The organism is Streptomyces sp. NBC_00210 (genome assembly GCF_045160975.1).
Classification (GTDB): domain Bacteria; phylum Actinomycetota; class Actinomycetes; order Streptomycetales; family Streptomycetaceae; genus Streptomyces.
On record NZ_CP108120.1, the window covers coordinates 294,633 to 309,656 of the forward strand.

Below are 15,024 nucleotides of genomic sequence, written 5' to 3' on the forward strand. Positions count from 1 at the left end.
ACGAGCGTTCGGCACGTAAGGTAGCAGCATGCCGCCCGCACCTGGAGATCGTGAAGCCCGCCGCAAGGACGTGTCCCAAGCGGTCTGGCAAGTTCTCGCCGACAAGGGGTTCAGCGGGCTGACCCTGCGTGCCGTCGCCGCCGCGATGAGCGTCTCGACCGGGATGCTCATGCACTACTTCCCGACCAAGCGGGCCTTGATCGCGCATGCCCTGGACCTGCTGGAGAAGCGCACCGCGGAACGTCCCCGCCGCGAACGTCCCACCGAGGGCCTTGCCACCGTGCGAGCCATGCTGCTGGACATCCTGCCGCTGACTGCGGACGACACCGCCCGCAACCGCATCTGGGTCAGCTCCTGGGACCTGGCCCTCGCCGACGACGGGCTGGCCACGGACCAGGCCGACCGCTATACCCGGCTGCGCTCAGCGATCCGCCCGCATTTCGAAGCCGCCTGCAGCCTGGGCGAGCTCCCCGCAACCGCCGACCCGGAGCAACTCGCCGCCACCGCTGTCGCGTTCACCCACGGACTCGTCGTCCAAGCCCTCTTCGACCCCGGCCGGTTCCCCGAGGATGTACAGATCGCCATGCTCGATGCCTTCCTCGCTTCGATCGCGCTGACCCAGCCTGATGCCGGTGCCGGCAGGCCGGTCCCTGACCAGTAGGGCAGAGCGCCCCCCCCCGGAGCGTCATGCCTGTGCTGGGGCTGCCTCGATCTGCGTGACGCGCGTGCCGGCACATCTGCGGCATGACCATCACCTTTCACCATGAGCAACCCGATGCTGCCCCGGCAGGAGAGCTGGTGCCTCCCAAACTCATCAACATCACCCGTCCGTCGATCGGGGCGCCTCCCAAACCCATCGACAACCGACTTCACTACCGCTCCGGAGCTGCCCGCTTCGATGTGACGGGCGCCCTGGTCTGCCTCGCCGGGATGGTCGTCATCATGTACGCCCGGCGCAGTCACTGACGCACGCGGCGAGAAGGCGTTCCGCAACTTCCAATAGCCGGACTTACCAACATCGTTCATGACGCTCACCCCGCGCTTCCTGGACTGGTGTAGCCGAGGGCTTTGAGGTCGGCGTAGCGCTGCCCGGCCGGCTGCAGGTCGGCCCAGGGGTGAAGCGAAACTCCGGTCTCCTGCGCGATGGTGCGCCGCGGCGCATCGCCCCTGGCTGCTGGCGTTGCTGGTGTGGGGGTGACGTCGGGGCCGCGGAGGCGGTGTACGGCTTCGGGGCCGTGGTCGCGGAGGGCGGCAGCGAGGGCATCGAGGCCCCAGACGATGGAGCCGGTGACCGTGTTGCGGCCGCCGCGGCGCTGGATGGTGCCACGGACCAGGAGCAGCCCGCTGTGGAAGATCGTGCGCGCGCAGGCGCCATGGCTGTCTTCGAATTTTACCGATCGTCGAGCTGACCGGATGGGCTATGAGCTGTGTCGATGCCTCGCGGACATGCCCGTGACGTGTCCTTCGATATGTTCTTGGAGGCTCGCGGAGGCCGAGCTGGGGGTATGCCGAGGAGGATGAACGTGCCTGGTGAGCGGCTCGACTCAGAGTGGGTGCGAGGCTGGTGCGAGCAGACTTCTGCAGAGCTCGGGGCTTTGATGTCGTCGTTCTTGAAGACGCATGGTTTCCCGCCTGGCGAGAACACCGTGCTCCTCGCCACGGACGAGAGCCATGAGGCGACGGACGCACTCGTGGACCTGACGCCGATCCCCTCCGACCTGACCACCCTTTACTGGGTGATTTCCGAAGTCTCCATGCCTGATGTCGAGCACGGATACTTCGTCCACCCTGCCTCGACCGTTGCCGAGCACTTCCGCGAGTACGGATCTGTCCAGATAGACGACGAGCCTCCGGCCATCGTGTTTGCCAGTGATGGTGGTGGCCATCTGTTCGCAGTGGCAGGCAGCGGACGAGTCTGGAGGTCGACCACGGCCTCATGGTTCGACTATTTCGAGGTCGCCGCAGAATCCATCCAGGACTTCCTTAGGCAAATCAGCCGACAGGTCGCCTGGCCAGGCCTGTCGAACTCGGCCTCGTGGCAGGCGAGTTCACTGGCGCCGAAGGCGGTGGCCCAGACGCGGCCGAAGTAGTCCTGTGGCCGGCGAAGGTCGAGTGTAAGAACTCCTCGAGGAGCCCGACCGCCTGAAGTGCCTTCTCCAGGTCGTCGATCGCGCGGGCGGTGGGCTCGAAGTAGTCGTGGAGGAAGTCCCTGGTGACAGGTTCGGTGGCGCGTTCGGCAAAACATGCGCCACTGCTCGCGCTTGCGGTGCCAGGAGACAAGGTCGGCGCCGGAGAGGACGAACTTGTCGCAGTTGCGGCAGTCGAGGTTCCAGGGGCATGCATCGCCGTTCACGACCGGCTGGTAGGTGCAGAAGACGCCTTCGGCCGTTGTGGACTTGCGGGTGAGGTCGATGGCCAGGGCCTCGGCCTGCGCTCGGGTCATAGGCTCGCCGCTGGAAAGGGCAAGTCCGGGCTCAGCTGCCCCGGGCCCCGTGACCCAGATTGCTTGGAGTGCTTCCTCGAGTGCGGATTTTCAGGGTGATGGCTGCCCAGGTGACGAGGGGGCCGGTCATGTCGAGCGGGGCCGTCGAAAATTGCCGTGCCGTGGCGTCGGCGGAGGTGCAGACTCGCCCCATGGCGGAGATGCGGGCGTTCCGGGACGAGGTCAGTGGCTGGGCGGCCGGCGGTCCCGGCGGGCCGGCGAGTGATCTGGCTTTGCGGCTGGGGGTGCGCACTGCGGTGCTGCTGGAAGGGCTGAGTGACCTCGCGGCCGTTGAGAGACGGGCCGCCCGGCGTGGCCGGGACCTGGCCGCCGAGGGGGTGTGCGTGGTGCCGATGGGCGGGGCGATGAACGTTGGCCGCTACGCCGGCCTCCTCGGGCAGCCCGGCCTAGGCCTGCGCCTGGCAGGACTGTGCGACGAGGGCGAGCATCGCTTCTACGAGCGCGGCCTGAAGCGGGCACGGGCGCAGCACCGGGACATCTTCGTGTGCGCGTCGGACCTGGAGGACGAGCTCATCCGCGCGCTGGGCACGGCAAGGGTCGAGGAGGTCGTCGGTGCCGAGGGCGACTTCCGTGCCTGGCAGACCTTCCAGCGCCAGCCCGCACACCAGGGTCGCCCCCGGCAGCAGCAGTTGCGGCGCTTCCTCGGCACGAAGAAAGGCCGCAAGATCCGCTACGGCCGCCTCCTCGTCGAGGCCCTCGACCCCGAACAGGTACCGACCCCGCTCGACGACCTCCTCAAGAGCTTGTGACTTGGTGGACGAGGAGGGTTGTTGTGATGACGGTGGCTGAGCGCGGGTCGTTAATGAGTTGACCGGGTGGCGCCGTATGGGCAAGCTCCAGCCACGACCGGATGAAAGCCTTCTTGCTGGTGGACTGCCCTACCCGATCGAAGGGTTGGGCAGCGGGTCAGCAGATCGGAGATGCCGAGGGATGACTTCTCACCTCCACGCGCTGTGCTTCGACGCGAACGACCCGCTCCGTCTCGCGCGCTTCTGGGCCGGCGTCCTGGGCTGGGAGATGGCTGACGACTCCCACGACGGCATCGCCCTCCTGCCGAGCGATGACACCGGGTTCCGGATCCGGTTTCTCCCGACCCGGGAGCAGAAGGCGGGCCAGAACCTGATGCACTTCGATCTGACGAGCACGTCCCTCGAGGACCAGCAGAAGACGGTGGCGACGTCGCTGGGACTCGGCGCCCGGCACATCGACATCGGTCAACGCCCGGAGGAGGGTCATGTGGTGCTCGCCGACCCTGAGGGCAATGAGTTCTGCATCATCGAGCCGGGCAACAACTTCCTTGCCGACTGCGGATTCATCGGAGCGCTTGCGTGCGACGGTTCGCAGGAGGTCGGGTACTTCTGGAGCGAGGCACTGGGCTGGCCGTTGGTCTGGGACCAGGACCAGGAGACTGCGATCCGCTCGCCGCATGGCGGTTCGAAGATCACGTGGGGCGGTCCGCCGCTGATGCCGAAGGCAGGGAAGAACCGGCTGCATTTCGACCTCGTTCCACCTGTCGACGGTGATCAGCAATCGGAGGTCGACCGTCTCGTCTCCCTGGGGGCGACTCGAATCGACATCATCCAGGGCGAGGTCAGCTGGGTGGTGATGGCCGATCCCGACGGCAATGAGTTCTGTGTCCTGCCCCCCCGATAGCGCGACCAGGTTGCTGAAAACGTTGAGCGCCGAGCTTGGGTCATCGAACTGAAGGAGAACCAAGCTCAGCTCGTGTTGGCCTCCGGTGTGGGTGACGTTCGGTGACAGGTCTCAGGCGGTCTGAAGGGTCCTGGGTGGGGTGACGGGGAGGCGGTCGAGGCTCTTGGCTCCGCGGGTGATGCGGCGGGTCATAAGGGTGATGGCCGCCCAGGTGATCAGGGTCTCGGAGTGCTGGAGGGCCGTTCGTAGTCGCGTGCGGGATCTTAGGCAACAGCTTCTGGCGGCTGGGCAGCCGTCGGCGCCAACTGGTCGAACTCGACTGGAGCCGCGGCCTGGTGCACGACGCGGAGACCCGCACGGCCTTCTTCTGCTTCGACTCCGCGAGCACCGGAAACATGGCCCGGAACGGCGTGTGCCAGGACCAACTGCTCAAGGTGGACACGAAGTTCGATACCGAGAACCTCGACGCCCAGCTCCGGGGCCAGCTGCGGATCGCGGTGGTCCACCACCACCCGTATCCGTATCCCGCGCCGAACGAGACCCCGGGACCGGTCCTCGGACGTGGCCGGTCCGGAAACGGCTGCTCGAGATGACGGACGCGCAGTCCTTCCTGACATGGTGCGCAGGACGGGACATCGGCCTCGTCCTGCACGGTCACCGGCACGTGCCGCGCCTCGTCATCGACGACGTCGCCACCGAGCAGGCGCGCCGGCAGTACCGCCGGATCACCACCGTCGGCTGCGGCACCTCGCGCGGCGCGGGCGGCGCGCCGATGTCGTTCAACGTCATCGAGTGGAACACCGAAAGCCGCTCCTGGAACGTCGACTTCCAGATCTCCCAGCCGGACGGACAGCCCTGGTCAGGAACATGCAGCCCGCGTCCGCCCCGACCAGTCGTGGAAAGTGTTCCGGAACTCCAGCAGACGTGCCCGCGTCGGTTCGGCGCCCGGCCGCCAGCTCCGCGGGATGCACTGAAGCGCTCGCCCCGGAGGTTCCACACCGCCCGGGCGAGGCTTCGTCACCCTGTGACCTGCATAAAGGAGAGGTGGCACAGGTTCTGAGTACGGCCTGTGTCCTCCCCGAGGACCAAGGCGGCTACTCCCCCCAGGGGGATGAGGCGGCGGCGCGTTCCATGCTGGTCACGCCATCGGCGCGGCGTTCACGGAGCATCTCCCCGCCGATCGAGTAGCGGGGCGCCGCGGCGTCCGACCGGGCGGCTCGTTCCACGATCGCGTCGACGAGGGAGCGGACCATGGCCAGTCGGGGATAGGCGGCGTGGATCTGCTTCTCCCAGAGGGTGACGATTTCCGCGTTGCGTCCGAAGTCGATGCCCACGCCCTCGCGGGTGAGGTTGCTCAGCAGGCCGCGGCGCTCGGCGATGCCGGGAGAGGTGTGCAGGGCGATGGCCTCCCACACGCGGTCGATGTCTGTCTCGGGGACCTGGTGGCGTCGCAGTACGTCCGCCGCCAGGTCCGCACCTTCCACCTCGAAGCGGGCTTCGCCCTCGGCGAGGTCGCCGGTGCCCAGGTCGTGCAGGACGGTTGCAGCGAACAGCAGGTCACGGTCGTAGGCAGCGTCCTGCAGGCATCCTTCGTGGGCGGCGAAGAGCTGGGCGAAGAAGAAGCTTCGCATGCTGTGGTTGGCCACCGACGGGGTCTCGGAGGTGCGCACGGTGGAGAGGATGGCCTCGGCCAAAGGGCCGGTCGGCAAGTCGAGCGAGAAGTCCATGACCGCAGGCTACGAATCGCCTCTTCCACCCGACAGTGGCACGCGGGCCATGCATCGCTAGGATTGTGCCATGTCCATCGTTGATGGGCACCGCGTAGCGGTGCTGGCGCTTCCGGGCGTCCTCCCGATCGACCTCGGCATACCGGTGCAGGCTTTCGGGATGGACCCGCACTACCAGGTCACCGTCTGCGCTGATCAGTCAGCGGGGCCGGTCCGCAGCGGCGGGTTCACCGTCGGCACTGCCTTTGGGCTGGAGGCGCTGCGGGACGCCGACACCATCGTGGTCCCCGGCTACGAGAACCCGGAGAGTCCACTTCCGGCCGCGACGCTGTCGGCGATCCGCTCGGCACACGCACGCGCGGCCCGCATGGTGTCCATCTGCACGGGTGCCTTCGCGCTGGCGGCCGCCGGCCTGCTGGACGGGCGCCCCGCAACGACCCACTGGCGGGAAACCGCCGCACTGCAACGTCTCTACCCCCGCATCGACGTCCGGCCCAACCAGCTCTACGTCGACGACGGCGACGTCCTCACCTCCGCGGGAGTGACCGCGGGCGTCGATCTGTGCCTGCATATCATCCGGCGGGACCACGGCGCCGCGGCCGCCAATGCCCGTGCACGGGCCCTCGTCGCCCCGCCCCAGCGCTCCGGCGGCCAAGCGCAGTTCGTTGAGCGCTTCCGGCCGGCCGCCCGCGGTGAGGATCTCGCACCGATCCGCACCTGGATGCTCGACAACCTCGCTCGCCGTCAGAGCCTGGACGAACTGGCCCACCGTGCGCACCTGTCCCGCCGGACGTTCATCCGGCGCTTCCAGCAGGAGACGGACACCTCGCCGATGGCCTGGCTGACCGCTGCCCGCATCGACTGGGCCCGCGAACTCCTGGAGACGACCACGACCCCTGTCGAACAGGTCGCCCGCCTCACCGGCCTGGGCAGCCCCGCGGCCTTCCGTGCCGCCTTCCACCGGTACGTCGGCACCTCCCCCGCGGACTACCGAGCCACCTTTCATGCGTGATACCCGATTGATCCAGTGCCACCGCGTCCGACCTGTGAGAAGCGCAGAGCCGCGCGAATCCCGACCGCTCAGAGACATACAGCACTCACGCCGATACGCCGCACGCGCTACACCGACAGACACCTGGTCGATGAGGTCGACGAACGGCTTCAGGTCGCCGCCTGAGGGATCGTGTTCGGTGTGGCGAGGGACGGTGCTCTCCCGGCCCGGAGACCGGCCGCCGCCCGCGGCCGACAGCGGCTCAAGCTGCACATGCCCCAACCGCCACTCGGCGGCCGGGCAGTGAGCTGCCACTCCGAGCCGCTCCAGCCGGTTCAGCGGGTAGACCAAGGTCCCGTCCGCAGCGCGGCCCCGCCGCTCAGGGTGCGAAGTGCGCGGTGCGGACACGGTGCAGCCACGCCTCCACGGGAGCCTCGTTCGGCTGGTCCGGCAGGACGCTCTTGGTCCCGTCGAACCGCTCCTCGAAGCGCTGCAGGAGGGGAAGCGCCGCCATCGTGTCAGCCGCGACCTGCTCGCCGAAGGCGTGGTAGGCCTCAGGGTCCTCGACGCGGACGTTCAGCCGGCCGGTGGCGTACAGCTCGAAACCCTGGTGGCACAGGCGCATGAGGTGCCGAGCATGCTTTGCCGTCCGCTTGCGGGTGTCCGCCGAAATGGATCCGTCGCCCCGGTCGTACAGCCGCTTGAACTGCTGGGTGGCATAGCCGAGGTAGGCGTCGCGGACGCGCTTGGCGGACAGCAGGGAACTTCGCAGCTCAATGAGTTCGTCACCCAGAGGAGTGCGAACCTCGTAGAGGTGCTCGGGAAGCCAGACGAGTTCCGTGACAGTGGGATTGCCGCGCAGGGCGAGGTGGCACCACTTCGCTGCCTCATGCAGCGTCCGGTCCGGTGCCGTGGTGACGTGGGACTCGGCCGGGCGGTGCAGGCCGTGGAGTGCGGCCGTGTCCACAGCGAACAGACCGAGCCGGTCAACGTCGGATCCCGGCCCGGCCAGTCCGTAGGCGGTGGAACCGACTATCCCTGACAGAAGTATGTTCATGGTGCGGTGTCTCCGGTCAGGACGAGTGCGGGCGGAGCGAACGCTACGGCAACAGCCCAGCACGACTCCACGGGATTTCGGCGCGGCCAACTTCAGCGACCCGCGACAGCACGTAGGTCCATGACCACCGCACGGACGCCGATCATCCCCGGGCGCCGGGCACTCCCGCCGAGGAATGGCCCAGCTCGCCGACTCGATGCCGCGTTTGCACTCGGCACAGATGGACCGGCTCCTCGACAAGTGCACTCAGGGCCGTTGGGCGGACATGCCCACGGCACCGGCATCGAGCATGGTGTCGATGTCGGTGCCGCGGGTGGGGAGTTTCACCAGGACGTGGTGAGACGCCGCCCGGTTACGAGGCCCAGATGTCGTAGATCGGGATGGCGTTCGTGTCGTTGGAGGTCATGCGGGTCAGGCCGAGTGCCTCCTCGATCGTCCGGGTCACGTTGTAGTGGTTGTAGTAGGTGTTCGACGTCGATCCGGCCGCCTTCAGCAGGTTCGGGGAGCCGACGATGATCGTGGGAATGGGGTTGGCGGATGTCCAGTACCTGTCCTCGTCCCAAGTGATGATCAGCAGCGACTTCTGTGTCTTGAACGCGGGGGAGTTCAGGAGCGTCGGCAGGTTGTTCTTCATCCAGTTGTCACCGGCGCTCACGCATGTCTGGATGTTGGGGCTGCAGTTGTTGTGCATGGTGTTGTTGCTGTTGGGTACGAACCACACGTAATTGGGCGTGGTCGACGTGCTCCGGAGGTCGGTCCAGAACTGCGAGATCGGCTTCAGATGGTTCTGGCAGTACGTGGTGTCGTTCCCCACGCCCTTGAAGTAGAGGAACGGCAGGTCATCGGGGTCATACGGGCCGTTGGCCGTAAGGTCGCAGCTGCTGCTCGTGCCCTCGATGTAGCCCTTCCATGTCTTGCCCGCATCCTCGGTGATCGAGCCGAGGTGCTTCGTGTTGGTGCCTCCGACGCTGTGCACGTAGGAGAAGTTGTTGCCCTGGATGCCCACTTGGGCGGCGGCCAGTGCGACGTAGTTGGGGTCGCTCGGGTGCATGAGGCCGTGCGAGTTCGTGAGCGTGATGTTGCCGCAGGCGAGCTGGGACAGGTAGGGCGCGGGCGCCGTGCTGGGAGAGGCGCAGTTGGGCTTGTTGTTGCTCGTGCCGAAGATGTCGCTGGGTGCCTTGTTCTCCATCATGACCATGAAGACGTGGTCCAGCGCCGGAACCGTGCCCGCCGTTGAGGGAGGCGAACCGACATAGAAGTGCACCGGTACGCTGTACAGATCGCCGAGCTTGGGGTCGGTGGCCAGGTCGGTGTTGTATCCGTCGTTGTACAGGTAGTAGGCCACATAGCCCCCGGACGCCAGGCCGCTCGTAGAGAGGGTCACCGTCCCCGAGGCGCCGGTCGCATATTTCCATGCGACGGAACTACCTGATCCGGGCGTGTCGTTCTCCTTGTAGATGCCGATCCAGTTGTTCTTGGGTCCCCACTGGTCCGGCACGCTGTACTTGGCTGTGATGGTTTCCCCGGCCGCGTAGCTGGACTTGTCCAGGCTCAGCGTAGGCCCTACCCAGAAGTGGCGGTTCGCCAGTTGGGAGTAGCCGTTGTTCCACAGGAGGTAGGCCACATACTCCCCCGGAATCAGGGTGGTGCCTGCTGCCTGGTTGCTGTCCCCCTCGGTCGTGCCCGGGGCACCGCTGGCGGCGAAGGTCAGCGTCCCCGAGGAACTGTTGGCATAGGCCCACTTGATCGCGGTGTCCGATCCGGGTGTGTCACCCGCCTTGTAGATGCCCACCCAGTTGTTGTTGTTGGCTGTGGTGGTGTACGTGACGTTGATCGTGTTCCCTTGCATGTATGTCGTCTTGTCAAGGGTGATCGTGTCCGTAGCGGCCGAAGCTGAAGGGACAGCAACGAACGCTACGAGCAACGCCATCGGCGTGATCAACCAACACAGAAGCCTGAACGGTCTGCGTCTACGGGAGCCAGCCATGTCTCCACTCCTCGTGGGGGCCGCGTGCATGACAAATGGGGGGATGTGGCCCCAGGGTGGTTGGCTCACCAGGGGCCTTGGGGGGCGCGGCCTGCCCTCGATTGCGGGCACGTCGCGCGTCTATCACCAGTGCAGGGGTAGCCAGTTCGGGGATGGCGTGCTGGCGGCGTCGAGGCAGATTACGCGAATGTGGCGGTTTCCGCCGCAACGCAACTGCCAACCTGGGTATCGGTCGGCCGTACTCTATTCCCCGGCTCAGGCTGTTTCAATGGGTGCGCTCGAATTCGTATAGCGCAACCAAATGTTAGGCGTGTCTTTACCGAGTTGATCTGGTGCGATGGCAACCGCGCGCACCCCACACGGTGCACGGCTGCTGATCGTTCTGCCCGAAAGGGCGGCTGTGCGGGCGCCGTTCTCGTCGGGCGATGGGTGTCGCCAGGATCGCTCCTGTGGCCGCAGGCCCACCGAACGCCGCCGCTCCGCCGACGTCAAGGTCATCGCCTCGGAGGCGTTCGTCGCAGCAGACTGGCGCCGGAGCGGGGCTGTCATACCGCCACCACCAGGGACCGGTCCCGGGGCTCGCGGCATGAGTTGCCTGTCCCCGCTTGGTCGGACAACGCCCGTTCGTCGGACGCTGCGAGGCTCAGGATGGGATCCTTCCTCCGAATCCGCCGGCTCGCTCCACGCGTTCCGTTCCATCCATTTTCTCTCCCGTTCAATTTCCGTTCCATTCAACGGCGTCGCAGAGAGGCACCCTGCGTCCGGGCCTTCCATTGCACACGCCTACTCCACCCATGAGGCTTTCCGGGCGTGCTGCAGGAGAGGTGATGCCATCGTCTTCGCTCCGGCCCAGCTGGTCGGAACCGCGGCAGTCTCTGACTCCAGGGGCTCGACACAGCGGTTCCCGCACATCACGCTGATTGACCAACGGACGGCCCGCGCCAGAAAGTGATGCCGTTGTACCTCTCTGACAGTCGGAGTTCTCCTCCACCGCCCACCGGCACCGGCGTTGGACGGCGGTCTGCCGTGCCCGGCACCGTGCTGGCGCTCGGGGCCGTCAGCCTGGTCACCGATGTGTCGTCGGAGATGGTCACCGCCATCATGCCGCTGTATCTGGTGACCGGGCTCGGCCTGTCCCCGCTCGGCTTCGGCTTCCTGGACGGGATCTACAACGGGGCCGGCGCGCTGGTACGGCTGCTCGGCGGACACCTCGGCGACCGGGGCGGAAACCGCCACAAGGCCGTAGCCGCCGCGGGATACGGGCTGTCCGCCTTGTGCAAGCCACTGCTCCTGCTCGTCCATACCGGGCCGCTCATCGGTGCCGTGCTGGCGGTGGACCGCACCGGTAAAGGGCTGCGCACCGCCCCCCGGGACGCCATGATCTCGCTGGCCACCGAGCCCGCGCAGCGGGGCAGGGCCTTCGGTGTGCACAGGGCCATGGACACCACCGGGGCGCTGCTCGGACCCCTGATCGCCTTCGCCCTGCTGCGCCTGGCGGTTGACGGCTACGACGCGGTGTTCGCGGTGAGCGGGTGCATTGCCGCACTGGGTGTGCTGATCCTGCTGCTCTTCGTCCCCGGGCACCGGGGGACAGAGCCCGGTACTGCCCGGCCGTCGGGGCAAGAGCGCGGATGGCGGGCCGCGTTGGGGCTGCTGCGCTTGCGTGGACTGCGGCGCCTGACCGGCTGCGCGGTACTGCTGGGGCTGACCACAGTCAGTGACTCCTTCCTGTACTTGCTGATCCAGCGCCGACTCGGTCTTCCCGGGCATCTCCTGCCCCTGCTGCCGCTGGGCACTGCCGCAGCATTTCTGGTGCTCGCCGTGCCGCTGGGCGCGGCCGCCGACCGGATCGGCCGACGTCGGCTCTTTCCCATTGGCCATCTCCTGCTGCTCGTCGGGTACGGATTGCTGCTGGTGCCGCTCTCAGACGGTTGGACTGGGGTCCTGCCGGTGCTCGTGTTGCACGGGGCGTTTTATGCCGCCACGGACGGGGTGCTGGCCGCGGCCGCGGCCGACACCCTCCCTCCGGCCCAGCGCGGCACGGGACTCGCCCTGGTCGGTACGGGCCAGGCACTGGCCCGCTTCACCGGCTCACTCGTTTTCGGTGCCCTCTGGTCCGCCTGGGGCACCGGCATCGCACTTGCCATCGCCACGGGTGCGCTCGCTGTGTGCACGGCGGCCGCGATGGTCGTACTGCGCCTCACCGGCAGCCGGGTGACGACGGAGAGCGCTTCGTGACGCCGTTTCCGAGCCGCCCTGGCTTCTCGCGCACCCGACGCCCCTGGGTGAGCCAACCCTGCGAATGGCCGGTTCGGCCCCATCGGAAAGGCAGTGCCTGATGACCCGCAAGAGCCGCTTTCTCACTTTGCTCACCGCCGTTCTCGTGCTGGGTTCGATCGCCGCCTTCGCCGTGCACCATGCCGCCGAACGGGCCGACCGCCGCGGTCGTCCGCAGCCGGGCGGACCGGCAGTCGCGGACGGCCGGGTGTCGCTGGCCGCGCCTGCGGGCGCGGGACGGCGCATGATCTTCCGCAATACGGCCTACGGCCCACACCGCGACGAACTCGCCTCGGTGCCTGCCGAACGGCCCGACGCACAGCGCGCCACGTCAGGGGTGAAGTGCCTGCGCTTCTTCGCCGCGGGCGGCATCGGGATCTGCCTGCAAAGCGTGCAAGGGCCACTGCGGAACAGCTACCGAGCGGTGGTCCTCGACGAGCGGCTGAGCGAACGGCGCAGCTACCCACTGGCAGGGATCCCCAGCCGGGCCCGGGTCTCGCCGTCAGGGCACCTCGTCGCATGGACGGTCTTCGTCAAGGGGGACTCCTACGGCGGCACCGCCTTCTCCACGCGCACATCCATCCTGGACACCCGCACGTGGAAGCTGCAGGACACCCTGGAGGAGTACGACCTGGAGGTGGACGGTCATGGGTACCGATCCCTCGATGTGAACGTCTGGGGCGTGACCTTCGCCGACGATGACCACTTCTACGCCACGGTGTCCACCCGCGGGCAGACCTATCTGGCGGCAGGCGACATCGCGTCGGACACGCTGACTACTGTGCACAGGAATGTGGAATGCCCCTCGCTCTCTCCGGACGGCACCCGGATCGCCTACAAGAAGCGGGTGCCCGGCCTCCCGGCCGACTCACCCTGGCGGCTGTACGTGCTGGACCTGCGGACCATGACCGAGACCGCAACGGCCGAACACAGCAACATCGACGACCAGGCGGTGTGGGCCGCCGACACAACCCTCGTCTATGCCAGGCCCGGGAAATTCGAGACGGACCTATGGACCGTGCCCGCCGATGGCAGCGGGGCACCAATACAGCTGGCGAGCGCGGCCTTGGCACCGGCTTTCATCGGTTGACCGCCTGAAACCACCTGTCCACCGCCCGGCATCCGGGCCAGCCCCGATTCACCGGACCGCTACGGGTTCCTGACGGCGGGCGCACCAGGTCGTGCACCACGGCACGGCTACCGCGCCAGCCACAGCCGCTATCGAACAGCAAAATCGCCCGCTCTAGGTGCAGGTCAGAGCAGTCCTGAGATGCATTCATCCCCGGCGTGAACGCCGGGGCTTTCTGCGAGAGTCCCGGTAAGTGGTGATTTGAACTCGGCTGGACTGCAAGTCGTTCGGTGTAACTCCCGCGATCATGGCGGATGCATCGATGACCAGTGATGACGTGACCAAGCCGAAGACTGCGAAGGCAGTTGATCCGATGTCGTCGCAGTCAGTGGACGACCGACTGATCGACGAGCTGGTTACACGGGCCCAGGCCGAGGGCCTGCAGCTGACCAGCGAGGGCGGACTGCTGCAGCAGCTGACCAAGGGCTGCTGGAGTACACGCTCGAAGGCGAGTTCACCGAACCGCGCCTGGTCATGCGACAGCGATGTACGGAACCTGTCACAGGGCTGGTACCGCCAGGTGCCGCCGCTTCCCCCAGGCCCCGCCGGGTGGGATGTTTACCGGCCGGAGCAGCCCGCAGCGGGCTGCAGGGGGATCGGGGTGGACACCTTGACGCGTCAACAACACCGCACTGGCAACGGCAGAACCGCCGGAGGGGCTCGGAGAATCGGCAGGACCGGCGGAAACGGCACAACGCGGAGCCACCCGGCGGCGGTGACCGCCATGGCGCTCGCCTTGGCCGTACCAATGACCCTGGGCGCCGCAGGAGACGCGGGGGCGGCGGGAGACCACCCGATCGTCTTCGCCCGATACACCGCGGCAGCACCCGTCGAAGACCTCTACGCGATCTCCCCCAGTGGCGGCAAGCCCGTCAAACTCACCCACACCTCCACCGTCAGCGACGTGATGCCCAGCTGGTCCCCGGACGGCAAGCGGGTGGCCTTCGTCCGCTATGGATCCGCTGGCGCCATCGACGGCATCTGGACGATGAAGACCAAAGGCGGCGACCTGAAGGCCGTCCCCGGCACCAAGGACGCCTCCGACCCGGCATGGTCCCCGGACGGCAAGCGGATCGCCTACGCCAAGCCGGTCGGCACCCAGCGCGAGATCTATGTGGCCGACATCGACGGCACCCCCGCCACCCGGCTCACCCACACCGCGGCGGACGACCTCCATCCGACGTGGTCCCCGGACGGCAAGTACCTGGCGTTCAACCGCGCGGACGCTGGCGGACACAGCCGGGTGATGCGGATCCGGCTGTCCACCCTGGCCCAGACGGCGGTCACCGGGTCCAGCTCCCACGACTGGACGCCCGACTGGTCGCACAGCAACCGGATCGCCTTCAGCCGCGTGGACTCCTCGGGCTTCGCCCACCTTTACCTCATCCGCCCCGACGGCACCGGACTGCACCGCATCACCGCGGCCCGCCTCAACGACAAGTACCCCTCGTGGTCCCCGGACGGCAGCCGCCTGGTCTTTACCAGAGGCGGTGCCGACGACGCGGACCCCGAACACCTCTACCTGGTACGGGCCGACGGGACCGGACTGACCAAGCTCACCAAGACCGACTCCCATGACCTGGAGGCTGACTGGCGCCCGTAAGGCGCCCGTCAGCGGCCGGTAGCCTGCCCGGATTTCGGCGAACGCGTCCTGCTGCTAGTGACCTGAGCCGGGGATTCTTTGGCAGTAGGCGGCGACT

Annotated in this window: 14 protein-coding genes; 10 read left to right on the forward strand and 4 right to left on the reverse strand. The window is 67.4% G+C overall.

Translation table 11 applies throughout. The annotated features are described in order from the left end of the window. Window positions 1-28: 28 nt before the first annotated feature. The 6 genes from OG729_RS01645 to OG729_RS01670 all read left to right on the forward strand — a co-directional run bounded on the left by OG729_RS01645 (window position 29) and on the right by OG729_RS01670 (window position 4,749). Window positions 29-661, forward strand: a complete 633-nt coding sequence (locus tag OG729_RS01645; RefSeq protein ID WP_405803765.1) for a TetR/AcrR family transcriptional regulator — start codon at window positions 29-31, stop codon at window positions 659-661. Window positions 662-744: 83 nt separating this feature from the next. Continuing rightward, entirely contained in the window at window positions 745-966 is a 222-nt protein-coding gene (locus OG729_RS01650) for a hypothetical protein (RefSeq protein ID WP_405803766.1), read from the forward strand. Window positions 967-1,517: 551 nt separating this feature from the next. Next, window positions 1,518-2,090 (forward strand): hypothetical protein, encoded by a 573-nt coding sequence (locus OG729_RS01655; protein ID WP_405803767.1) that lies wholly within the window; start codon window positions 1,518-1,520, stop codon window positions 2,088-2,090. A gap of 544 nt (window positions 2,091-2,634) precedes the next feature. Then, window positions 2,635-3,252, forward strand: a complete 618-nt coding sequence (locus tag OG729_RS01660) for a TOPRIM nucleotidyl transferase/hydrolase domain-containing protein (protein ID WP_405803769.1) — start codon at window positions 2,635-2,637, stop codon at window positions 3,250-3,252. A gap of 181 nt (window positions 3,253-3,433) precedes the next feature. Further along, window positions 3,434-4,156: a VOC family protein gene (locus OG729_RS01665; RefSeq protein ID WP_405803770.1), complete on the forward strand. Its 723-nt coding sequence runs from the start codon at window positions 3,434-3,436 to the stop codon at window positions 4,154-4,156. Window positions 4,157-4,491: 335 nt separating this feature from the next. Continuing rightward, window positions 4,492-4,749, forward strand: a complete 258-nt coding sequence (locus tag OG729_RS01670; protein ID WP_405803771.1) for a hypothetical protein — start codon at window positions 4,492-4,494, stop codon at window positions 4,747-4,749. A gap of 61 nt (window positions 4,750-4,810) precedes the next feature. Here the strand turns inward: OG729_RS01670 and OG729_RS01675 are convergent, their stop codons facing one another. Continuing rightward, window positions 4,811-4,945, reverse strand: coding sequence for a hypothetical protein (locus tag OG729_RS01675; RefSeq protein WP_405803773.1), 135 nt, complete (start codon window positions 4,943-4,945; stop codon window positions 4,811-4,813). A 305-nt stretch (window positions 4,946-5,250) separates the two neighbouring features. After that, entirely contained in the window at window positions 5,251-5,883 is a 633-nt protein-coding gene (locus OG729_RS01680; protein WP_405803775.1) for an HD domain-containing protein, read from the reverse strand. A 70-nt stretch (window positions 5,884-5,953) separates the two neighbouring features. On the opposite strand from OG729_RS01680, the gene OG729_RS01685 reads away from it, so the two are divergent. Further along, on the forward strand, window positions 5,954-6,895 hold the full coding sequence (locus OG729_RS01685) for a GlxA family transcriptional regulator (protein WP_405803776.1): 942 nt from the start codon (window positions 5,954-5,956) through the stop codon (window positions 6,893-6,895). 358 nt (window positions 6,896-7,253) lie between these two features. Here the strand turns inward: OG729_RS01685 and OG729_RS01690 are convergent, their stop codons facing one another. Both OG729_RS01690 and OG729_RS01695 read right to left on the reverse strand, forming a co-directional pair. Beyond that, entirely contained in the window at window positions 7,254-7,931 is a 678-nt protein-coding gene (locus OG729_RS01690) for a DNA polymerase beta superfamily protein (protein WP_405803778.1), read from the reverse strand. Between the two features lie 352 nt (window positions 7,932-8,283). Beyond that, entirely contained in the window at window positions 8,284-9,780 is a 1,497-nt protein-coding gene (locus OG729_RS01695; RefSeq protein WP_405803779.1) for an alkaline phosphatase family protein, read from the reverse strand. Between the two features lie 1,095 nt (window positions 9,781-10,875). Between OG729_RS01695 and OG729_RS01700 the strand changes: the two genes are divergently transcribed. The 3 genes from OG729_RS01700 (at window position 10,876) to OG729_RS01710 (ending at window position 14,927) form a co-directional block, all read left to right on the forward strand. Beyond that, window positions 10,876-12,156: an MFS transporter gene (locus OG729_RS01700; protein WP_405803780.1), complete on the forward strand. Its 1,281-nt coding sequence runs from the start codon at window positions 10,876-10,878 to the stop codon at window positions 12,154-12,156. Between the two features lie 100 nt (window positions 12,157-12,256). Further along, a complete protein-coding gene (locus tag OG729_RS01705) occupies window positions 12,257-13,285 on the forward strand; it encodes a TolB family protein (protein ID WP_405803781.1) in 1,029 nt (342 codons plus the stop codon). Between the two features lie 301 nt (window positions 13,286-13,586). Further along, window positions 13,587-14,927 (forward strand): hypothetical protein, encoded by a 1,341-nt coding sequence (locus OG729_RS01710; RefSeq protein WP_405803783.1) that lies wholly within the window; start codon window positions 13,587-13,589, stop codon window positions 14,925-14,927. Window positions 14,928-15,024 lie beyond the last annotated feature (97 nt).